Annotated in this window: 17 protein-coding genes and 2 tRNA genes; 2 read left to right on the top strand and 17 right to left on the bottom strand. The window is 57.0% G+C overall.

What is annotated here, in order from left to right:
- Positions 1–87: 87 nt before the first annotated feature.
- The 5 genes from FYJ74_RS08735 to FYJ74_RS08715 all read right to left on the bottom strand — a co-directional run bounded on the left by FYJ74_RS08735 (position 88) and on the right by FYJ74_RS08715 (position 5,877).
- The gene (locus FYJ74_RS08735; protein ID WP_154529196.1) at positions 88–1,065 is read right to left on the bottom strand and encodes an alpha-ketoacid dehydrogenase subunit beta; all 978 of its coding nucleotides are present in this window, start codon (positions 1,063–1,065) and stop codon (positions 88–90) included.
- A 15-nt stretch (positions 1,066–1,080) separates the two neighbouring features.
- Entirely contained in the window at positions 1,081–2,085 is a 1,005-nt protein-coding gene (locus FYJ74_RS08730) for a thiamine pyrophosphate-dependent dehydrogenase E1 component subunit alpha (protein WP_154529195.1), read from the bottom strand.
- A gap of 419 nt (positions 2,086–2,504) precedes the next feature.
- Positions 2,505–3,131: a GntR family transcriptional regulator gene (locus FYJ74_RS08725; protein WP_154529194.1), complete on the bottom strand. Its 627-nt coding sequence runs from the start codon at positions 3,129–3,131 to the stop codon at positions 2,505–2,507.
- A 534-nt stretch (positions 3,132–3,665) separates the two neighbouring features.
- Positions 3,666–5,324 carry a carbon starvation CstA family protein gene (locus FYJ74_RS08720; protein ID WP_154529193.1) on the bottom strand — a complete coding sequence of 553 codons (1,659 nt, stop codon included), beginning with the start codon at positions 5,322–5,324 and terminating at the stop codon, positions 3,666–3,668.
- 121 nt (positions 5,325–5,445) lie between these two features.
- Positions 5,446–5,877 carry a hypothetical protein gene (locus tag FYJ74_RS08715; RefSeq protein ID WP_154529192.1) on the bottom strand — a complete coding sequence of 144 codons (432 nt, stop codon included), beginning with the start codon at positions 5,875–5,877 and terminating at the stop codon, positions 5,446–5,448.
- A 175-nt stretch (positions 5,878–6,052) separates the two neighbouring features.
- Between FYJ74_RS08715 and FYJ74_RS08710 the strand changes: the two genes are divergently transcribed.
- Positions 6,053–6,127, top strand: a tRNA-Val gene (locus FYJ74_RS08710).
- A gap of 198 nt (positions 6,128–6,325) precedes the next feature.
- Here FYJ74_RS08710 and FYJ74_RS08705 read toward each other — a convergent pair.
- The 8 genes from FYJ74_RS08705 to selA form a co-directional block, all read right to left on the bottom strand.
- Entirely contained in the window at positions 6,326–7,036 is a 711-nt protein-coding gene (locus FYJ74_RS08705; protein ID WP_154529191.1) for a P-II family nitrogen regulator, read from the bottom strand.
- Positions 7,029–8,567, bottom strand: a complete 1,539-nt coding sequence (locus FYJ74_RS08700; protein ID WP_154529190.1) for a DUF1538 domain-containing protein — start codon at positions 8,565–8,567, stop codon at positions 7,029–7,031. The genes FYJ74_RS08705 and FYJ74_RS08700 overlap by 8 nt, the downstream gene beginning before the upstream one ends.
- 186 nt (positions 8,568–8,753) lie before the next feature.
- Positions 8,754–8,828, bottom strand: a tRNA-Ile gene (locus tag FYJ74_RS08695).
- A gap of 29 nt (positions 8,829–8,857) precedes the next feature.
- Entirely contained in the window at positions 8,858–9,037 is a 180-nt protein-coding gene (locus FYJ74_RS08690) for a ferredoxin (protein ID WP_154529189.1), read from the bottom strand.
- 74 nt (positions 9,038–9,111) lie between these two features.
- Positions 9,112–9,900 carry a phosphoribosyltransferase family protein gene (locus tag FYJ74_RS08685; RefSeq protein WP_154529188.1) on the bottom strand — a complete coding sequence of 263 codons (789 nt, stop codon included), beginning with the start codon at positions 9,898–9,900 and terminating at the stop codon, positions 9,112–9,114.
- Between the two features lie 26 nt (positions 9,901–9,926).
- A complete protein-coding gene (locus FYJ74_RS08680; protein ID WP_195838874.1) occupies positions 9,927–10,562 on the bottom strand; it encodes a GHMP family kinase ATP-binding protein in 636 nt (211 codons plus the stop codon).
- A 296-nt stretch (positions 10,563–10,858) separates the two neighbouring features.
- Positions 10,859–12,778 (bottom strand): selenocysteine-specific translation elongation factor, encoded by a 1,920-nt coding sequence (selB, locus tag FYJ74_RS08675; protein WP_154529186.1) that lies wholly within the window; start codon positions 12,776–12,778, stop codon positions 10,859–10,861.
- Positions 12,775–14,202, bottom strand: a complete 1,428-nt coding sequence (gene selA / locus FYJ74_RS08670) for an L-seryl-tRNA(Sec) selenium transferase (protein ID WP_407692120.1) — start codon at positions 14,200–14,202, stop codon at positions 12,775–12,777. Before selA ends, selB begins: the two co-directional genes overlap by 4 nt.
- Before the next feature lie 112 nt (positions 14,203–14,314).
- Here selA and yedF point away from each other — a divergent pair, with 112 nt between their 5' ends.
- Positions 14,315–14,914, top strand: a complete 600-nt coding sequence (gene yedF, locus FYJ74_RS08665; protein ID WP_154529185.1) for a sulfurtransferase-like selenium metabolism protein YedF — start codon at positions 14,315–14,317, stop codon at positions 14,912–14,914.
- Positions 14,915–14,981: 67 nt separating this feature from the next.
- Here the strand turns inward: yedF and murB are convergent, their stop codons facing one another.
- The 4 genes from murB to lepA are packed head-to-tail and all read right to left on the bottom strand — an operon-like array spanning position 14,982 to position 20,747.
- Positions 14,982–15,932, bottom strand: a complete 951-nt coding sequence (murB, locus tag FYJ74_RS08660) for a UDP-N-acetylmuramate dehydrogenase (protein WP_154529184.1) — start codon at positions 15,930–15,932, stop codon at positions 14,982–14,984.
- Complete coding sequence (locus tag FYJ74_RS08655) at positions 15,901–17,796, bottom strand: YgiQ family radical SAM protein (RefSeq protein WP_154529183.1); 1,896 nt, start codon at positions 17,794–17,796, stop codon at positions 15,901–15,903. The genes murB and FYJ74_RS08655 overlap by 32 nt, the downstream gene beginning before the upstream one ends.
- 13 nt (positions 17,797–17,809) lie before the next feature.
- Positions 17,810–18,937, bottom strand: a complete 1,128-nt coding sequence (hemW, locus tag FYJ74_RS08650; RefSeq protein ID WP_229769434.1) for a radical SAM family heme chaperone HemW — start codon at positions 18,935–18,937, stop codon at positions 17,810–17,812.
- Positions 18,927–20,747 carry a translation elongation factor 4 gene (gene lepA / locus FYJ74_RS08645; RefSeq protein ID WP_320633966.1) on the bottom strand — a complete coding sequence of 607 codons (1,821 nt, stop codon included), beginning with the start codon at positions 20,745–20,747 and terminating at the stop codon, positions 18,927–18,929. Before lepA ends, hemW begins: the two co-directional genes overlap by 11 nt.
- Positions 20,748–21,115 lie beyond the last annotated feature (368 nt).

Genomic DNA, 21,115 nt, shown 5'->3' with positions numbered 1-21,115 from the left:
AATAGAACACCCCGCCCCGTGCCGGCGGCACTCTCACGGCCGCGAAAGCAGGTTAAGGGTCGTGATCCAAGAATTCGTAAAGGAAGTTTAGAACATTTTTCTGATGCCGGCCATGATTTTCTCCGGCGAGAGGCGATAAGCCTGCTCGAGAGGACGAGCAAAAGGAACTGGGGTAAAGGGAGCGCCAAAACGAAGGATCGGCGCATCAAGCATTCCGATAGCTTCCTCGGCGACGGTGGCGGCGATTTCTCCGCCAAAGCCGCCATGCTTCACGGCTTCATGGACGATACACAGACGGCTGGTCTTCGCAACGGACTCAAGGACCATTTCCCTGTCCCAGGGAACGATCGTGCGCAGGTCGATCAGTTCGACGCTGATGCCTTCTTTTTCCGCCAGTTTGACGACTTCCTGGCAGGTGGTGTGAAGGCAGTGAGACCAGGAAACCACGGTCACGTCCGTACCGGCCTTGTCAATTCTTCCCTTGCCGATGGGGACGTAAAAATCGCTGTCTTCCGGGACTTCGCCTTTGGTGCTGAACAGGGCTTTGTGCTCAAAGTAGATGACGGGGTTGTCATCGCGGATCGCGGATTTCAAGAGCCCTTTCGCGTCGGCAGGGTTGGAAGGGGAAACGATCTTTAATCCGGGGATATGCGCAAAAATGCCCTCAACCATCTGAGAATGCTGTGCGGCAGCCTGGCTAATCAATCCATCAGGAGCCCGAAGAACCATGGGGACAGTCTTCTGAGCTCCGAACATGTAATGAACTTTAGCCATTTGGTTGAACACCTCGTCGCCGCAGACGAGCATAAAATCGGCAAAATGCATGTCGGCAACGGGACGCATTCCTGCAAGAGCAGCTCCAACGGCAGCACCGATAATCGCCGTCTCGCTGATCGGCGTGTCGCGGACTCTGTCGGTGCCAAAACGTCCAGGGAGCTCCTTGAACTGGCCGAAAATGCCTCCCTGACGGGCGATGTCCTCTCCCATGACGAATACGGAGGGATCACGCTCCATCTCTTCGATCATGGCCTCCTGAGTCGCCTGAGAAAAAGTGATGGTTTTCATGGCTGACGAGCCTCCTTATACGTAGAGATCCTCATAAATTGCTTCGGGCGCGGGCTCCGGACTTTCCTTGGCGAACTTCAGCGCCTCGGCAATTTCCCGTTCCGCCTGCTTGTAAACGGCATCGAGATCAGCTTGAGTCAAGGCGCCAGCCTTCAAAACCTTTTCCTCAAAACGGGTGATCGGGTTGTTGGTCTCGAATTCGTGTTGGACTTCCTCTTTCGTGCGGTATTTCTCGGGGTCGCCCACGAAGTGACCCTTGATTCGATAGGTCTTGCACTCCAGGAGAACAGGGCCTTTCCCCGCGCGGATATCGGCGATGATGTCCTTCGCAGCCTCATAAACAGCCAAAACGTCGTTTCCGTCCACGATATATCCGGGAATGGAATACCCCTGACAGCGGTCAGCAATATTTTCCACGGACGTGGTGGTTCTATAAGGAGTCGTGGAAGCCCACTGGTTCATCTCGCAGACGAACAGCACGGGCAGCTGCCAGATGGCGGCCATGTTCAGGGCTTCGTGAAAGGTACCGCGATTGGAAGCTCCATCGCCGAAGAATACGGCAGAAACTCTGTCTTCGCCGGAGAGCTTTGTGGCGAGGCCGGCGCCAACCGCCAGCGAATAGCCGCCGCCGACGATGCCGTTGGCTCCAAGCATGCCGATGCTAAAATCCGCAATGTGCATGGAACCGCCCTTGCCTTTGCAGTACCCCGTGACCTTGCCAAAGATCTCGGCCATCATACGCTTCAGGTCGGCGCCCTTGGCGATCGTGTGGCCGTGCCCGCGGTGGGTGCTTTCAATATAATCGCGATCGGTCATATTCGTCATAACGCCGGCAGCGATAGCTTCTTCGCCGATGTAAAGGTGAACGAAACCGGGAATCTCGCCCGCAAGGAAGTGAGACTCGACCGTTTGTTCAAAAAGCCGGATGGTCACCATCTTTCTGTAGAGCTCCAACAACAGCTTTTTGCCGTACTTCCCCACAGGAATCGTCGGTTCCTTACGAATAGCAAGCGCACTCATCCAAACAACCTCCCTAACGATTTTTTAACCCCTCTTGGTGAAACCGATACTATTTCTCAATTAAAATGCCGAACATAGAGGCGCTGCGGGGAGATTCACAAAGCAGGCTGCGCAGACCGAGCAGCGGTCGAGGTAGTCCCGAGCGACTGAACTTCCCCGTAGCGCCCCGCAAGCCATGTTAGTTCTTTCTATCAAGAAATAGTATGATACTGATTTTCAATGAGAAGGCATCAGTGAAAATGCCGCGCTGGCGCACGGCCGCGCTGCAAAAAGCATGCAGCACGCGATTTAATGCAGCTTTCGACGCGCCTTCGGCGCTCTGAAAAGGGCGAAGAACCTGTGCCCTTTTTAACGAAAACGAGTATCACTCCATCGCGAGGTGAAATAACCCCATCGAACCTCTGTCTTCTCACGCTCCATCAAGAAATCAGCACGTGTTTCGCAAAAACCATGTGGGCGTGCATCTGCCGCTTGGCCTCTTCCGAGTCCCCCTTTCGCAGGGCACCAAGTATTTTCACGTGTCCTTCCAGCGCCTCCAGCATCTGAGGTTTGTTGCGCAAAATAACTCCGCCGGGGGCGAGAAAGCGCTCACGAGCGCTTTTGAGAGTGTCTCTCAGCAGCTGATTGCCGTAAAGACTCGCCAGATAGTCGTGAAATTCCACGTCGCTCTCAAGGAAAGCCGAGGAATTGCCGACGGCTGCGAGCTCCTCCTGAGAATCGACCATCGCCTGCAGCTTCGCGCATTGCTCGTCGCTCAGAGGAAGACTGAGATTCTGAATGACGAACTCCTCCACAGCCATGCGCAACTCCACGATCTCCACAGCTTCGGCTATCGAGATTTCGTTGACCATAGAACCTTTATGCGAACACCCCTTCATGAATCCCTCCATGACCAGCCGCTGAAGAGCTTCACGTACAGGGGTTCGGCTCATGCCGAGCTCATCACCTAGACTTTTCTCTGAAGGAGTGAATTCCGACGTTAAATCTCCCTGAAGAATCATTTCTTTGATTCTTTTGTACGCAATGTCCCTTTTCGTAGCAGACAATATTTCCCCTCCCTTTGACGTTGCAGCATAACGTAAAATCTTCTTAAAAAGAACGGCTTTTCACTTTCCATTTATGCGCGTAGAACATCATAAAATCCCGTCAGTATTTTTTCAGTATACCAAAAAAATACCATGTTGTGTTTGAATAATATCAAAATTACAACTCTTTGTCAAATACAATAATTAACATTGTGAAAACGAGGGCCCCTTTCTTAAACTCACCATTTCGCGAGGAGCAGGCAAGTAGATAACGCATGCCGAAAAATAAAAGCCCCGATTGAAAAACGCCGCGCTACACACGGTGGTGTTACAAAAATCACGCAACACAGGATCTCACGCCCTTTTCGGCGCGCCGAAAAGGGCGAAGAACTTGTGCCCTGTTTAACGAAAACAAGGATGAACTCTTTTGCTGCGCCAAGCAAACTACGCCAAGACTTTCTATCAAGAATTCGCATGAAACGGGATCTTTTCGTTCACAAAAAAAAATCTTCCTCCGAAGAGGAAGATTTTTTGTCCTTTTCAGTTTCAGTCGTCTCAGGCGCTTTGTTTTTCGCTGGCATGCATGGTCCTGATTCCAGCGATGGACATGGCGATTCCGAGAACGATGAGGATAACCGCCAAGCAGGAAAGCAGATAGTTGGGCTGAGCAACCGCGAACCGTTCCTTCACCTCGATGATCAGCGAGAAGACTGTCGTTGCAAGCATGAACCAGAAGGGAGCATACACGAAGGTATGCTTCTTTTTGAGGCCAAGCTTGACCCAGGCGGCGATGCTCAGAAGGCTCAAAGCGGCGACCATTTGATTGGCCGCGCCGAAAATGGGCCAGATCGCCAACCATGCCGCGATCACCTTGCCGCTCACATCGTGAGTCTTGGTGTAGACCAGGCAAAGAGCGAGGACGATAACGAAAATCGTCGCAGGATACATGCTGACTTTGCCGCCGGTAATCTCCTGGACCTGATAGCGAGCCAGACGAGTCGCCGTATCAAGAGAAGTCAGCAGGAAGCTGTTGATGGCAATGGCGCCCAAGCGGGCACCGAACGTGGCGTCAAGCCCCACAAGCGTCGAAAATTTACCAAAACCCAACGAGAAAATCTGCACGGGAGAAAGTCCCTTTGCGCCTTCAAGGCCAAGCACCATCAGCGTACCAATGGAGATGACGGCCACCAGACCTTCGATCAGCATGGCGCCATAGCCGACAAGAACGGCATCCTTCTCCTTGCGAAGCTGCTTGGACGTCGTGCCGCTGCCGACGAGGCTATGGAAACCGGAAATGGCGCCGCAGGCAACCAGGACGAACATGGCAGGCCACATGGCGCTGGAAGAGAAACCGAAATAGCGGACATTGGCAGCCACCACGGAAACGGTTTTCGAATCGAGCGCACTGCCGGCGAACATGCCGTACGCGCCAATGGCCACGGCAAAATACAGGAAGTAAGAGGCCAAGTAATCGCGGGGCTGAAGGAGCATCCACACCGGCAGAATGGAAGCAAAGAAAATATAAACGCCGAGGAACGCGTTCCAGAAATTGATGTCATGGGCAAAAACAGTGTTGATCAGCCAAGGGGCCGTCTCGGCGTTCACCTTGACGCAGCCGCCGACAATCAAAGCGAGCATGACGATCGTGACAACCCAGAGAGGAACGTGCCAGCGATAGATCATAAAGCCGGCGATGACAGCCAAGACAATATAGAGAGTGCTGACGAACGCGACGACCGGATCGGCCGCGAACGTACCGGCGGACATGACCAGGAAAACGGCGACGACGAGGATCAGCGTGAGGATCGTAAAACTCAGGAAAAGGAATTTTCCCGTTTTGCCGATCCATTTTTCGACAACCGCACCGATTGACTGGCCGTCATGGCGAAGAGAGGCGACCAGCGCGCCCATGTCATGCGGTCCGCCGAGGAAGGTCGAACCGATGACGCACCACAAAATCGTAGGCAGCCAGCCAAACCTCATGGCCGCGGCGATGGGGCCCGTGATGGGACCAGCGCCGGCGATCGAAGCGAAGTGGTGCCCCAGCAAAACGGCCGGATGGGCAGGACAGTAGTCGATCCCATCTTCGAACTTGACAGCAGGAGTCTCGTTCGTGTCGGAAAGGCCGTAGATATTCGCCATAAAGCGCCCATAAAAGATGTAGCCGATGATAAATACGACAGCAGAAACACCGAACATCATTGGGAACAGCATATAAAACACACCTCCGTACAATTTTTTGCGCCCTTTCGTCTTGGGCGTTTTTCTATCGTGAACCGGAAGGACCTGCTTTCCTCCCGGCACTCACCCCATGAAATTCTGCCACTCCTGCGCTTTATACCGACAACTCCCCCTGATGAGCCAAGGCATATTTGTGGGCCGCATCGATGAGCTGGGTAAGATCGGTCAGTCTTTTCAACGAATCTCCCAGAGGCGTATACTGATAGACTTCGACAAAGCCGCTGAATCCCAGCCGGAACGATTTGCTTTTTGAAGTGGTATCCCCTTCGGGGCGGACAAAAATATAGCGCTGAAGCATCAAGCCTTTTTGATGCCTGGCATTTTTAAACAGGCACTCAAGGTCCCCATCCTCGTATTTCCAGACAATGTAATCGTCCGCTTTATAACGGCCAACCTCGCCAAGCAATCCCGCTTTTATGAAATCGACCCGACGATAAACCCCCGACGCGCTGCCGCTTTGCCATGGCACAAAACGCCAATCATCCCAATAAATTTTTCCGCCCGTTAAATAGGACATATCGATCATTTTGGGCACTCCCCTGCACGATGAGATATCCATTTGACTGCATACAGCGCATTTTATCCATCTAACTTTTCAAATCTTACCACAAAAGCAAAACACCGTATACAAGCAACTTCTCCCTTTGGGGGTTGCAAAAATCGTACGAAGCATTTATAATCTCATACGTTGCAAACAAAAAGGGCGATTAGCTCAGCGGAAGAGCGCTTCCTTCACACGGAAGAGGTCACAGGTTCGAACCCTGTATCGCCCACCATATGAAACCAGTAAATCCGCGAGACAAAGCGTCTTGCGGATTTTTTTATTCCCCGAGCCGCCGTTGTCGCGCCCTTAGTATAGCATATTAATACATAAAAATCGACATGACGGATCGCGCAAAAGTTTTAATATGACCGTCCATTATCCGCGCGCCTCACGCGCGGTCTGCTAACGATCGAATTCAGATCTCTCGTTGCTACGCCGGGTCGGGACTCTCCAGGACCGCGCCGACTCCTACGACATCGTCGACCGGCACTGAAAAAATCGTGCCCATTTCCGGGGATTTCTCCGCCAGAGTTTTGCTGACGGCGGACATGATCTTCAATTTTTCTTCGCGTTGAACCAGTATTGCCAGAATTTCCATTTCATCATACAGTTTCAATCCAAAAAAACTTTCCGTATTTTCGTCGCCGACAGCACGGGCCTTCATCACGGTCCCCCCGCGCGCGCCGGCGTTCCGGGCGGATTTCATGATCGAATCGACGAAACCGTCTTCCGTACTGACAATGATCAATTCATATTTGTTTTCGTTCGTCTTATACATGACGCGCTCCTCGTTTTTTTTCTCTCGAATAGCCGACAAATAACGTCGCGGTATTCCCTGGTTCACGGATGAAAGCGGGATGGTAAAAAGGATCCCCCGCCCGGCGTTGCGAAGCTGCATATCGTCCGAGATCTGGGTGATGAGAGCGGGGATCCAGGAACGCGGGGTCAAGCTGAACACAACGACTTTTTCCTTTTCGCCGATGCCCAAGATGTCCAAAATCTCGGTGCTCGCCGTTCCTCTTCCCCAACAGGAAAGCGTTAGAGAAACGTTTTTCCCTTTGAAGAAATTTGTGGCCTGAACCGCTTTGGTTCGGTCAACAATCGTGACCATGAGTTCCATTACGGGCAATTTCTCAGTCATTATAGGCAAGCTCCTCCGGCGTGTACTCGATAATAACGAAATTGTCGTAAACCTTGCTGACCGGCGGCTGCTTGGCAGCGGCCTTCAGACGCATGTTATAGAGCACGCCAAGAATTTGGATTGAAATGAGCGGCGTCATTGCCACCATGGCGACGACGCCAAACGCGTCCGTCAGAATGGAACCGCCCGCGCCTTCGCATGCGCCCATGGCCAACGGCAGAAGAAACGTCGCCGTCATGGGACCGCTGGCAACGCCGCCGGAGTCGAAGGCGATTCCGGTAAAAATGGGAGGAACGAAAAAAGTCAGAGCAAGCGCCAGCGCATACCCCGGGATAATGATCCAGTAAATGGACAGTCCCGTAATCGCGCGCAGCATCGCAAACGCAACGGAACAGGCCACGCCGCAGGCCAAACTGACATGCATGGCTCGTTGCGAAATGGTGCCGCCGGTAATCTCTTCGACCTGCTTGTTCAAAACGTGGACGGCCGGCTCCGCGTCAACCACATAATAACCGATAATCAATCCAATAGGCAACAGCAGCCATCTGTACTCGGACATGGCCAGCGACTTGCCGATGAAGTGTCCGGCCGGCATGAAGCCGACGTTGACGCCGGTAAGAAAAAGCACAAGCCCGATAAACGTATAGGCAACCCCCACGACGATACGGACAAGAGAGCCACGGCGGAAAAGGGCGAAAATCCCCTGAAAAACGACAAAAAAAGCGACCACGGGCGTTAAGGCGAGCGAGACCTCTTTCAAATAAGCGGGAACTTTTACAAAGAAGCTTTCGGCGATGTCGATCGAAGTCATCTTGTCCAGCGAGGCGATCGTTTGCGATACGGCCGCCGCCTGGGGATTATAGATCATTCCCAGGAGCATCACCGTCAAAATGGGGCCGACGCTGCAGAGGGAAACGAGGCCGAAACTGTCCTCCCGGGACGATTCATCGTGGCGCATCGATGCCATGCCGACGCCCAGAGAGATGATGAACGGGACGGTGATCGGTCCCGTCGTGACGCCGCCGGCGTCAAAAGCGACGGGAATAAAAGACTGCGGCGTAAAGTACGCGAGAAGAAAAACCACGCCATACAGAAACAACAAAACGTGAGCGAGATCGATTTTCAACAGAGGGCGAAGCATGGCGATGACAAGAAAAACGCCGACACCGCCGGCAACGGTGATGACCAGCGTAAAATCCGAAACCGCCGGCACCTGCTCGGCCAATACCTGCAGATCCGGCTCGGCAATCGTCGTGATCAGACCGAGCAAAAAACAAACGGGCACGGCAAAGGAGAGTTTGCGCAGCAGAGTGATCTGCTTCCCGACGCCCTCCCCCATCGGCATCATGGACATGTCCGCACCGAGAGAAAAAAATCCCATCCCCACGATCAAAAGCACCGCGCCGACAAGAAAAAGCATCAGTATTTCCGCAGGCATGGGGACGATCAATGCGCTCAGCACAACGACCAAGAGAGAAATAGGCGTAACTGACGTGAGCGCCTCGCCGATCTTCCCCTTCAACTTATTCAATGCCTTCAGCCTCCCGAGAACGCTGCCGTACGCGGCAGCTCTGTATTTTCGACAACTGTGTTTCTTCAATAAAAGCTCAAACCTTGCGGCGTTCCGAGGGAGAGCCGCAAAGCGACAAACACAGTATAACAAAAAAACCTCGCCGCACGCGAGGTTTCACGAGAAATTCAATTAAGTAACAGAAAATGGTGGGCCCACCAGGGTTCGAACCTGGAACCTCCCGGTTATGAGCCGGCAGCTCTACCCTTGAGCTATGGGCCCTCTCAGATCATGCGATCAGACGACGAACGTCATTCAATCGCAATGCACGAAACCGGACAGCTTTTTACAGCCTGTTCCACCGCTGCATTGCCTTCCTGGCGAATGACTTTCGCCACGCCGCGTGCTTCGTCAAGAGAGAAAACGTCCGGCGCGATTTGTACGCAGACGCCGCAGCCAATACACTTCTCCGTATCTAGGGTCACAAACATGAGCCAGTCCCCTTCCCACGACGCACAATTATAACCAGCGCCACGACATGAGTCAACCCATCATCCATCCAGCATCAGAAAAGCGAAACGCGCTCCCCGCCGTGCAAAGACAGCTTCAATAAAGCTTTATATTCGCTGACGGCTTTTTCCTCCGGCTCGTCTACGGCGATAAACACGCCCATACCGACCAATTCCGCGCGAAACTCGTTCACGACCTGAACCATTCCGGCAGCGGTGCTGCCGCCGTGCATGAAGTCGTCGATCAGAAGCACTTTGTCGTCGGGCGAAAGGATTTTCGTTCCCATATACATCGAGCGGACTTCGCCGCTCTGCGTCGGATAATGCACGCAGACGGCCGGCCCATCGCTGGCGCGGTTTCGAAAACGGCACACCGCCAGAGGCACGCCCAGAGCCCGAGCCGTCGCCAGCCCAAGGGGGATCCCTTTAACCTCCGAGGTCATGATCAGAGAGGGATGAAGATCTTTAAAATCCGAAGCGAAAGCCAATCCCAAGACATCCGTGTAAACCGGATTGAAGAGGATATCCGCATAATAGATCAGCCCTCCCGGCAACAAGCGGCTGGGGGCGGAAAGAATTTTCGCGACGTTTTTCAAAAACTCTTCGCGGCGTTCCGAGGACAAGGCGGGGACGAAAAAAGCCCCGCCGGTACGACCGCGGTCTACGATCAGACGGCCGTATCCTTCCCGCGTCAGGGCGTCGTTCACCATGGACACGTCGTCGCTGATAACGGTCTTCGAAACCCCGAACTCATCGGCCAGACCGGTCAGTGAAATCTGACATGACGGGGAAGAAAGAAATTTGGAAGTTATGCGAATGAGCCGTTCCGTACGCTGACCTTTCATGTCGTGTCACACCTTCTCTTTTCAATTCAAAAAATAAGCACGTCCTCCACCCAGGGCAGCGTGGTACTGAAACCACAAAAGTCGTTCTCATTCCACAAGGCAAAGGCAGAGCTGCCGCTGCCGCTGATTCCCCAGGCGATGGCCCCTGTCCGATAAAAATCGGCAAAAAGCGCCCGATATTCGCCGTGTTCCCTTAAAAGCAGGTCGGAAAAATCGTTGGGCAGCAGGCCGAAGAACTCTCCGCGCACAAGCCGGTCAAAAACTTGACACGCTTCGGAGCGCGCCCGCCCGCCCGTGCTTTTCCATTCGTCATGAAAATATTCGTCCAGTCTGACAAACATATCGGCCGTCACACAACGCCACGCCGGTATGACGACGGCAACTCGCCAGCGAGCGGAGGGGGCTTGCAGCGGCGCGAGCTTTTCTCCCGCCCCCCGCGCAAGCGCCACAGGAGCCTGGCTGAGCAAAAAAGGAACGTCGGCGCCGATTTCCGCAGCGAACCGTTCCACAGGATACCCCGCCGACACCAGATAATCCAAAAGCGCGGCGGCGTCGCCGCTGCCGCTGCCCAGCCCCGTTCCCGGCGGCACTCTTTTCTCGAGGCGCATGTCCAGCGGCGGTATGGCGATGCCCGCAGCGCGGATTTTATCCAACGTTTTCAAAAGAATATTGCGTCCCTGAATGCCTGACTTTGTCCGGCTAAAAATTACCCTTACATTATCCTCTACACTCTCATTAATTGTCAAGCAATCGACCGGCCCGATTTTGAAAAAGATGGAGCACAGCTCGTGATAGCCGGATCGCAGTCTGCCCACAACTCGCAAAGACAGGTTTATCTTGCCCCAGCAGTTTCGAAATTCCATCTCGCTCAGCCTCCTGCACGCCGCGACAAAAAAAGAGGCCGGAGCCTCTTTTTGAAATAATCAGCGCCCCCTCATTCCGGAGAAAACTCTGCTCTTTAGTCTTTTTTCAAGAGAATTCTTTTTTCGCCGACGCGCCGCGTGATCCCTTTCCCATCCATGTACTCAAGAACAGGCAGGACGAACTTGCGGCTGCTGCCGGTCAAATCCCGCACTTGCGCCAGCGTGAAGCCTCCCTCGATCCGCCCCAGCCGGGCCAGAAGCGGCTTGAGAATATCGAGCGCCAGGACAAACGCCCCCTCGAGAACGACCACTTCATTGTTCTTCTTCAGCTGATCCAGCAGGCTCTTGAAATCCTTCGCCGTCATGTCCAGGGCTTTCGGCAAAGTCTCGATTTCCGGCAGCTGGAAACCGCACGCGGAACAATAGTCCAGCAGCTTTTTCCGCGCCTCGCTGTACACGGAGTCGTCGACGGCGACGAACTTCGGCAGCGCCAGTACGTCTCCGTCGACCCTGAAACGGTTCTGTTCGACGGCCTTTTCCAGGATCAAGCGCCCGGCTTTCCGCTCCGACTCCGGGAAAACCCGATTGATCAGCGATTCCGGCGCGATTCCGCGCTGGTGCGGATAAGCGGCGTGGAACGCCTTCGCTGCGGCACGAAGTTTTTCCACGGCGCTCTGATAGTTTTCCGCCGAAAAGATCATGCCGTCGCCGACGTGGAGACGCACTAACTTGCCGTTTTCTTCCAGCTTCTCGAGAACTGCGTCAAGGTCCTGACGGCGTTCCTGCGCCTGCACCATGAGTTCGCTCATGGAAAGGTTCCCTGCGAAGTTCACGATCGCGGCGACTCGTTCCTCGCGAGTTGACGCCCCGCTGAGCGCGACCAGCCGGTCGCGTTCCGATTCGCGGCGTTTCCTGCCCGAGGGGCGGCTTGCATAGGGAACGAGCACTTCTCCGCCGCCGATCGTCCGCAGCGGACTGTAAAAGCGGATCACAAAGCGCTGGCCCAGCGAAGCCACCACAGGCTCTTCCAGAACCAGCTGAACCGGAGCGGTCTGTCCGGGCTGGAGGCTTTTTTCGTCGAGCAGGGACACTCTGGCCAGGACGTCGGACGTGCCGATGTGAAGACGGACGCGCTGCCAATGTTCCAAAGGTTCAGGCACGAAGCCGAGCAGCTTGAGCATGACGTCGAGACACGACGTCGCCTTGTAGACGCCGTCAGCGCAGACGACGTCGCCATGCCGAATCTCGTTCAGGTCGAGATCGTTCAGGCACATGGCGACGCGCTGCCCGGCGTAAGCGGACTCGACGTTTTTCCCGTGGACCTGCACCGAGCGCACGCGCGATCTCCGCCCGGAAGGATAGACTTCGACTTCCTCGCCGGGAGCGATGGTTCCCTTGTAGGCCGTACCGGTGACGACCGTGCCGAATCCCGCCACGGGAAACGCCCGGTCGATCGGCATAAAGTAAGCGCCGCTGCGTTCCCGCGGCTTTACCTGGTCCACCAGGCGCTCCAGCGCGCGCCGCAGTTCGTCGATGCCGGCGCCGGTCACCGAGGAGACGCTCACGACCGGGCAGCCTTCGAGGAACGTGCCGGCCGTCAGAGTGCGGACGTCCTCTTCGACGAGTTCGAGCATCTCTTCGTCGACCAGATCCTTTTTCGTGATGGCGACGATGCCGTGCTGAACGCCAAGCAGGCACAGGATGTCCAGATGTTCCCGCGTCTGCGGCATCACGCCTTCGTCCGCCGCGACGACCAGCATGACCGCGTCGACGCCTGAAGCTCCCGAGACCATCTGCCGGATGAAACGGTCATGACCGGGAACGTCGATCAGGCTGATCACTCGCTCGCTGGGCAGGAGCAGCGGCGCGAATCCCAGTTCGATCGTGATGCCGCGCTTTTTCTCTTCTCCCAAACGATCGCAGTCGATTCCCGTCAGAGCTTTGACCAGCTGCGTTTTGCCGTGGTCGATATGTCCTGCGGTGCCGACGACAAGTGAAATTTCACGCCGGCTCATCGTTTCGTCTCCAGGGCTTCTTCAAGCGAACTGATCAGAGCATTTTCGTCCTCGGCCGGCAGCGTGCGCATGTGGAGCAAAAGCTCATTGCTGCGCGCTCCGGCGACGACGGGCAGAGTACAGCGGCGCAGGCGCTCCTGCAAGACGCCGGCGTTTAAATTCTCGTTGGCCGGAAGCAGCGAAACCGCCCAGCCCGGCAGCGGACGTTCCGGATAAGCGCCGCCGCCGACAGCGTCTTCGACCGGCACGACTTTCGTCTGCAGACAGAAATCCGCCAGTTCGGAATCGATTCTTTTTTTCAAGGCGGCCGCCCGCGCCTTCAATTCGTCTTCAGACGCGGCGATCATGCCAAGGGAAGGGATTTTTTTCCAGTCGCCGCGAAGATAAATGCGAAGCGTCGCCTCCATGGCGGCCAGCGTCATTTTATCGCAGCGCAGGGCGCGCAGCAGCGGGTACTTGCGGATCCGATCGATGATCTGCTTTTTGCCGACGATGGCGCCGATCTGCGGACCGCCGAGAAGCTTGTCTCCCGAAAAAGTGACGACATCGACGCCGGCCTCGAGACATTCGTTCACCGTCGGCTCGCCCTCAAGGCCCAGCGTCCGGGCGTCCACAAGAATGCCGCTCCCCAGATCCTCCACCATCATCAGTCCCTTGGCGTGGGCCAGTTCGGCCAGATCTTCCCGGAGCGGCAGCGACACGTACCCCGTGATGCGGAAATTCGACGGATGGACTTTGAGCAGCATCGCCGTTTCTTCGCTGATCGCGTTTTCATAATCCTTCAGATGAGTGCGGTTCGTGCAGCCTACCTCCACCAGGCGGGTCCCGGCGAAACTCATGATGTCGGGAATGCGGAACGAGCCGCCGATCTCCACCAGTTCCCCGCGGGACACGACCGCTTCCTTTTTGCCGGCCAGCGCGGCGAGCACCAGCAGCACCGCGCCCGCGTTGTTGTTCACGACGAGCGCGGCTTCCGCTCCCGTCAGCTGGCAGAGAAGCCATTCCACGTGGAAGTTTCTGTGTCCGCGCGCGCCGCTTTCGAGATTATACTCGAGCGTGCTGTACCCGCAGGCGGCCGCGCGCGCCGCCTCGGCCGCTTCGGCAGAAAGGCAGGAACGTCCGAGATTCGTGTGCACCACGACGCCGGTGCAATTCAGCACGGGACGCAGACTGGGACGCAGCCGGCGTTTCAACTCCTGACGCAGTTCCGCGAAAAAAACGTCGTCGTCGAAACTCAGCACCTCTCTGTCGAGGATCATGTCGCGCCAGCGTTCCAGAGCGTCGCGGCACATACGCTTGAGACTGTCACGGTCGATAATGCCGCCGAATTCGCCCAGGCGGTCGTCAGTGAGAATTTTTTCCATGGAAGGGAGTGAACGCATCAACTCCTGGACGGACTCGACCTTACGCTGCTTCTTAACCAATATGAACACGCTCCCACAGTAGATTTCGAGTAGCATTTTCAACCTTGAATGCTATAATCATTATTGTTGTCATTTATTATCTCACGAATATCGGAATTGGAGGAAAAAAAAGATGATTCAAATCGATGCCAGAGGCAAAGCCTGCCCCGAACCCGTGATCATGACCAAAAACGCGCTCGCCGACAATCCTGACGCCGTCGCCGTGCGCGTGGACAACGTGCCGGCCGCGCAAAACGTTTCGCGCTTCTTCGAAAGCAAGGGCTATAAAGCCGTTGTCAGCGGAGAAGGCAAAGATTTCACCGTCACCGGCGCCCGCGACGGTTCGGCGCCGGCCCCCGAGTCCTGCGGCTGCGACCTCGTGCCGTCGGCCAGACTGAAGAACGCCGTTTTCATCGCTCACAGCAGAATCGGCGGCGACGACCCGCAGCTCGGCGAAGTGCTGATGAAAGCGTTCCTCGGCACGCTGGTGCAGTACGACGAAAACGAGCGCCCCTCAGTCATCGCCCTGATGAACGAGGGCGTCACGCTTGCGGAACAGGGCACGTCCAGCGCGGAAACGCTTCGGGATTATGTGGCGCGGGGCGGCACAGTACTTGTCTGCGGGACCTGCCTGAAGCATTTCGGCCTGATGGAAAAAGTCGGAGTGGGGATCGTCTCCAACATGTTCGAGATCGTTTCCACTCTGCTTGCCTGCAATACTCTTTCTCTGTAAATTCCCCACTGCAAATCTAAAAATGATGGAAGCCCTTCCGAACAGACAAGGAGCTTCCATTTTTTATTTACAGGAACGCGTCAAGACGCCCGCATCGGCCGTCAGGGGCCGCATAACAGACTTCGCAGCGCAGCAGAAATCCCGTCCGCTCCAGAACCTTCCGCCGGACGTGCCTGACCAGCGCGAAAACTTCCGCCGAAGAAGCCCGTCCGCGATTGACGATAAAGTTGGCATGGCGCGCGCTGATCTCCGCATCGCCGACGCGGGCACCTTTCAGCCCCGTCTGCTCGATCACCATGCCCGGCGGCCCGTACGTTTCGTAAAGCGGAGGCTCGTTGCTGAACACCGATCCACAGTTGGGCAAGTTCAGCGGAAATTTTTCCCGGCGTTCCTTCAGAATCTCCAGCATCTTCCGGCGCACATCGCCGGGCGTGCTTTGTCGAAGTTCCAGTTCCACGCCGAGAACAACGCTTTTCTTTTCCTGAAAGACCGAATGACGGTAGGAAAAATTGCACTCCGCAGCGGAGACGGCGGCAACATTCCCCCGCTCGTCCAAAACCTCCACGCAGACCACGGCGTCTCCGATGCTCTGCCTGAGACTGCCGCCGTTCATATAAACCAGGCCGCCGAGGTTGCCGGGGATGCCCACGATATGTTCGAGCCCCGCCAGGCCGCGACCGGCGCACGCCCGCGCCAGCATCGGCGCCCAGATCCCGGCTTCCGCTCTGACCCTCGAGCCGGAAAAGCGGCAGCGGCTCATCTTGCGCCCCAGCTTTATGATGACGCCGCGGTAACCGGCGTCGTCGAAAAGCATGTTGGAACCGTGACCGATGACAAGAAACGGAACGTTTGCTTCTCCGGCGATGCGCTGCGCCGCCGCGGCCTCCTCCGCGCTGCGCGGTTCGATCACATAATCCGCGGGGCCGCCGATCTTCCAGTGGCACAGGGTTCGCAGCGGCACGCCGGCCTTCCAGATCAATCCCGAATCAGTCAGGATTTCGCCGAGTGTGTTGGCCATATTTCCTTTTTTCTCCTCCTGAAGCGAAAGACGTGTTCAGTCCTTTTCGTCCCGCAGAAATTCTCTGCCGGTTCTTTTTCGGCGGGCGGATCAGGCAACGCTCGTTCCAGCCGATCAGATCCTCCCGCCCCGCTTTGCGCAGGGCTTCTGCCACAAGGTCGTAATTTTCGGGCTGCCGATATTGAAGCAGCGCGCGCTGCAGGGCTTTTTCGCGACCGCCGCGGGGGACGTACAGCTTTTCGCCCGTCGTCGGATCGAGCCCTGTATAGAACATGCAGGTCGAGAGGCTGCCCGGCGTCGGGATAAAGTCCTGCACCTGCTCCGGGGTGAAACGCTGATCGCGCAGGAACTCCGCCAGCTCGACCGCGTCTTTCAGCGTACATCCCGGGTGGCTGGAAATCAGATACGGCAAAACGTACTGTTCCTTTCCCGCGCGCCGCGTCGCCTCTTCGAAGAGCTTTTTAAAGCGCACATACTCCTCGATGGGCGGCTTGCCCATCAAACGCAGCACGCGCAGGCTGGCATGCTCCGGCGCCACGCGCAGCTGACCGGAGACGTGGTGGCGGCATAGCGCCTCGATAAACTTTTCCCCCTCGGGATCGGCGAGGATATAATCATATCGCAGTCCCGAGCGGAGAAAAACTTTTTTCACGCCGGGAACGGCTCTCAGTTTTTCAAGCAGCCGGATGAATTCGCGATGAGTCGCGCGCAGACGCGGGCACGGCTTCGGCGAAAGGCACTGCCGGTGGCGGCAGCAGCCGCGGCGCAGCTGGTCCTCGCAGGCGGGCGCGCGGAAGTTCCCCGTCGGGCCGCCGACGTCGTGGATGTACCCCTTGAATTTCGGATGGCGCGTCATCTCGCGGGCTTCCCGCAGGATCGATTCATCGCTCCGCGCCTGGATGATGCGCCCCTGGTGGGCGTGGATCGCGCAGAAAGCGCAGCTGCCGAAGCATCCGCGCGTGCTGTTGATGCTGAAGCGCACCTCTTCAATGGCGGGGATGCCGCCGCATCTGTCGTACATGGGATGGGCTTCGCGGGTAAACGGCAGCTCGTTGACCAGATCGAACTCTGCCGTCGTCAGCGGGCGCATGGGCCTGTTCTGCACCATGTAACGGTCGCCGACTTTTTGCGCCACCGCCGCGCCGCGGATGGGATCCTGCTCGAGGCTTTGCAGGCGGAACGCCTCGGCATAGGCCGCCTTATCGGCCGCGACCGCCTCGTAGGACGGGATTTCCACGCAGTCCTCGGGTTTGAATTTTTTCATCACGCAGGTGCCCGGCACCAAGTCGATCTCACGCACCGGGACGCCCGCGTCAAGCCGGGCGGCGATTTCTTTCAGCTGAAGTTCGCCCATGCCGTAAATCAGAAGATCCGCTTTGCAGTCGGCAAGCATTGGCCGACGCACCCTGTCCGACCAGTAATCGTAATGGCTGAAACGGCGCATGCTGGCTTCGATGCCGCCGACGACCAGCGGCTTCGTCCCCCAGATCTCGCGGACGCGGTTGCAGTAGACGATCGTGGCCCGATCGGGCCGATGTCCGGTTTCGCCGTTGGGAGAATAGGCGTCGTGCCCCCGCTTGTTGCGCGAGGCGGTCAGCTTGTTCAGCATGGAATCGAGGTTGCCCGCCGAGACGAAAACGGCCAGCCGCGGCTCCCCCATCGCTTCGAAATCGCGGCGGCTGCGCCAGTCGGGCTGGGCGATCACGCCGATGCGGTAGCCCAGGTATTCCATCCAGCGGGCGATCAGGCCGTTGGCAAACGTCGGGTGATCCACGTAAGCGTCGCCGGTGATAAATAGAAAATCCAGCTGCTCCCAACCGCGGCGTTCCATGTCCCGCCGGCAGACCGGCAAAAAATCGTTCATTCCCATGGCCTCTTTACCGTTCCAAATCCATCAGTTCCGCCCAGATCGAATTGCCGACGCGCATTCCCCGCGGCGAAAGGGCTACGCCGTTCCCGCGCCAGACAAAATCCTGTTCCGGCAGGGAGCGCAGGCGCTTCGTTATCGCGTCGAGCCAACGTTCGCCATAGCGCGCGGCAAACTCTTCGAAACGGATGCCTTCGCTCGTGCGCAGCGCCAGTACCGCCGCTTCCGAAGCTTCCCGGGCCTCGGACAGTTTCTCGCGAAATTCCACGGGGCTTTGTCCGTTCTCGATCCGCTCCGCCCACCGCTCCAGGCTGCGGCAGTTGGCGAAACGGACGCCGTTCAGAAAGCCCCAGGCGGCCGGCCCCGCCGCACACACGTCGCTGCGCCTCCAATAGGCCTGATTGTGCCGGCTTTCGAATCCCGGGACCGCAAAACTGGCGATTTCGTATTGCTGCAATCCCTGACGCGGCAGATAATACTGCGCCCAGCGATACATTGGATAGCCGTCCGGCAGTCCCGGCGGCCGACGACGCCCCCAAAAGCTGCCGTCTTCGATCGTGAGCTGGTAGACGGACAGGTGCGTCACGCCTGCGGCGACGAGCTTCGACATGTTTTCGTGCCAGCGCCTCAGCGTCTGGCGCGGCAGACCGAAGATCAGATCGGCGCTGACGCGGAACCCTTTTTTCATGCAACGTTCCAGAATCCTCAGCGCCTGCGCGCTGTCGTGCGGACGGGCCAGCATCCTCAGTTCCCGATCGTCAAGGGACTGCACGCCCACGCTGACGCGCGTGACGCCAAAATCTTTCCAGAGCGCCAGTTTTTCCTCGTCGGCGCTCTCGGGATTGGCTTCGACCGTAAACTCGCAGGCGGGCTCCCGCGGAATTTTAGCCAGCGCGCCGAGCAGTTCGCGCCAAAGAACCAACGGCAGATACGACGGCGTGCCGCCGCCGATGTAGACCGTTGAAAATTCCCCTCCCGAAAGCCCGCGCCGTATCGTTCCCAGCTCCGCGACGACGCACGCCAGCCACCGTTCCATCTGCCCGCTTCGCGGCGCAAAGCTGTAAAACGCGCAGTACGGGCATTTGGAACGGCAGAAAGGCACGTGGACGTAAAGCGAGAGGCGGCGTTTATCTGCCATCCTCTTCATCGTTCACGTCGAGGAACGAGAGGAACGCTTCCGGCGGGATGGAGACTTTGCCGATCTGCTTCAGGCGTTCCTTTCCTTTCTTCTGTTTTTCGAGCAGCTTGTTCTTGCGCGAGATGTCGCCGCCGTAGCACTTGGCGAGCACGTCTTTGCGCAGCGCCCGCACGTTGGTGCGCACGATCACCTTTTTGCCGATCGAGGCCTGGATCGGCACCTCGAACAGCTGGTTGGGGATCAGCGTTTTCAGCTTCATGGCCGAGGCGTGACCGCGGTGATAGGCGTCGTCGACGTGGCATATGAACGAAAACGCGTCGATCGGCTCCTGATTGATGAGCATGTCCACCTTGACCAGATTCGAGGCCCGGAAGCCGATATGCTCGTAGTCGAGAGACGCATAGCCGCGCGTCAGCGACTGCAGCTTGTCGTAGAATTCCACGATGAACTCGGCCAGCGGCAGGTCGTAGACAAGCCGCGCCCGCTCGGGCGTGATGTAGTCGAGATTAAGATAAACGCCGCGCTTGTCCTGACAGAGCTGCATGACCTTGCCCACGTAATCCTTGGGCGTGTAGACCGTCAGCCGGATCATCGGTTCCTGGACTTCCCGGATCTCTCCTTCCGGCGGGAAATCGCCGGGGCGGTGCGCTTCGACGACTTCGCCGTCTTTCTTGACGACGCGGTACACCACATTGGGGGCCGTGGCGACGAGATGGACGTCGAATTCGCGCTCGAGCCGCTCGCGCGAGATGTCCATATGCAGCAGCCCGAGGAAGCCGCAGCGGAATCCGAAGCCCAGAGCCGTCGAAGTTTCGGGATCGTAAGTCAGCGAGGCGTCGTTCAGCTTCAGTTTCTCCAAAGCGTCGCGCAGCTGCGGGAAGTCGTCGCGCTCGACCGGATAAAAGCCGCAGTAGACCACCGATTTCACCGCTTGGTAACCGGGAAGCGCCTTTTCCGCCGGCCGGGCGACGTTCGTCACGGTATCGCCGACGCGCGCCTCGTCAAGCGTCTTGATGCTCGCCGTAAAGTAGCCGACTTCCCCCACCCCCAGCGCCTCGACCGGCGTCCAGCCCGGCGAAAAGACGCCCACTTCTTCGACCGCATAGGAAGCGCCCGTCGCCATCATCTTTATCGCGTCGCCGCGCTGCATGGCGCCGTTCACGATGCGGACGTAGCAGACAATGCCGCGATAGTTGTCGTAAACGGCGTCGAAAATCAGCGCCTGCAGCGGAGCGTCCTCGCTCCCCCGCGGCGCGGGAACGCGAGCGACGACCTGCTCCAAAATCTCATGGATGCCGATGCCTTCCTTGGCGCTGCAGCACACGGCCTCCGAGGCGTCGATGCCGATCACGTCTTCGATCTCGCGGCGGACTTCCTCCGGGCGCGCCGAGGGCAGATCGATCTTGTTCAGAACCGGGAGCACCGTCAGATCGTGGTCGACCGCCTTGTAAGCGTTCGCCAGCGTCTGCGCCTGGACCCCCTGCGTGGAATCCACGACGAGCAGCGCGCCCTCGCAGGCCGCCAGGGAGCGCGACACTTCGTAGCCGAAATCGACGTGCCCCGGCGTGTCGATCAGGTTCAGCACGTACGTTTGCCCGTCGGCGGCATGATAATCCATGCGCACGGGAACGGATTTGATGGTGATGCCCCGCTCCCGTTCGATCGCCATGTTGTCGAGAATCTGCTCCTTCATGTTCCTTTTGGCGATCGTTCCCGTCGCCTCCAGCAGACGGTCGGCAATCGTAGACTTGCCGTGGTCGATATGGGCGATAATTGAAAAATTGCGTACTTTTCGAGGATCGGCTGTCACAGAAAATCGTCCTTCCTTCGCGCATGATACAAAAATTGCGGTTTCTGATCCGCAAGCTAGTATACACGATTTTCCTGCCGGCACAAAGTATTTTTGATTTTAGACCTTCAAATGCCCGTTCGCCAAAAAAAATAAAATTCTTCGAGAAAGAACTTTTTCTCTGTTATTATTTGCAAAAAAGCTTTCAATGCGCAGTCCTCGGCTTATTTCGTTGCAGGGGTCGGCCGTCGGATAAAAATCCGGCCTTTCTTTCGGCAAAAATCATGCGCTCTATTTATTGACTTTTATTTTACGATGAAGAATAATGTCAGTGCGATTTCGCGTTCAGGTCCGCGGATTTTTTTGAACCCGAAAAAGAAAATTATTTG

Source organism: Pyramidobacter porci (assembly GCF_009695745.1).
Taxonomy (GTDB): domain Bacteria; phylum Synergistota; class Synergistia; order Synergistales; family Dethiosulfovibrionaceae; genus Pyramidobacter; species Pyramidobacter porci.
Note: the sequence above shows the minus strand (reverse complement) of the source record. Positions and strands in the feature narration are given on the sequence as shown.

Bases quoted from the DNA above. Each gene is read 5' to 3' on its own strand.
- FYJ74_RS08735 (WP_154529196.1), bottom strand. From the start codon at position 1,065: ATGAAAACCATCACTTTTTCTCAGGCGACTCAGGAGGCCATGATCGAA.
- FYJ74_RS08730 (WP_154529195.1), bottom strand. From the start codon at position 2,085: ATGAGTGCGCTTGCTATTCGTAAGGAACCGACGATTCCTGTGGGGAAG.
- FYJ74_RS08720 (WP_154529193.1), bottom strand. From the start codon at position 5,324: ATGCTGTTCCCAATGATGTTCGGTGTTTCTGCTGTCGTATTTATCATC.
- FYJ74_RS08715 (WP_154529192.1), bottom strand. From the start codon at position 5,877: ATGATCGATATGTCCTATTTAACGGGCGGAAAAATTTATTGGGATGAT.
- FYJ74_RS08705 (WP_154529191.1), bottom strand. From the start codon at position 7,036: ATGACTGAGAAATTGCCCGTAATGGAACTCATGGTCACGATTGTTGAC.
- FYJ74_RS08690 (WP_154529189.1), bottom strand. From the start codon at position 9,037: ATGTTTGTGACCCTAGATACGGAGAAGTGTATTGGCTGCGGCGTCTGC.
- FYJ74_RS08685 (WP_154529188.1), bottom strand. From the start codon at position 9,900: ATGAAAGGTCAGCGTACGGAACGGCTCATTCGCATAACTTCCAAATTT.
- selB (WP_154529186.1), bottom strand. From the start codon at position 12,778: ATGAGCCGGCGTGAAATTTCACTTGTCGTCGGCACCGCAGGACATATC.
- yedF (WP_154529185.1), top strand. From the start codon at position 14,315: ATGATTCAAATCGATGCCAGAGGCAAAGCCTGCCCCGAACCCGTGATC.
- murB (WP_154529184.1), bottom strand. From the start codon at position 15,932: ATGGCCAACACACTCGGCGAAATCCTGACTGATTCGGGATTGATCTGG.
- FYJ74_RS08655 (WP_154529183.1), bottom strand. From the start codon at position 17,796: ATGAACGATTTTTTGCCGGTCTGCCGGCGGGACATGGAACGCCGCGGT.
- hemW (WP_229769434.1), bottom strand. From the start codon at position 18,937: ATGGCAGATAAACGCCGCCTCTCGCTTTACGTCCACGTGCCTTTCTGC.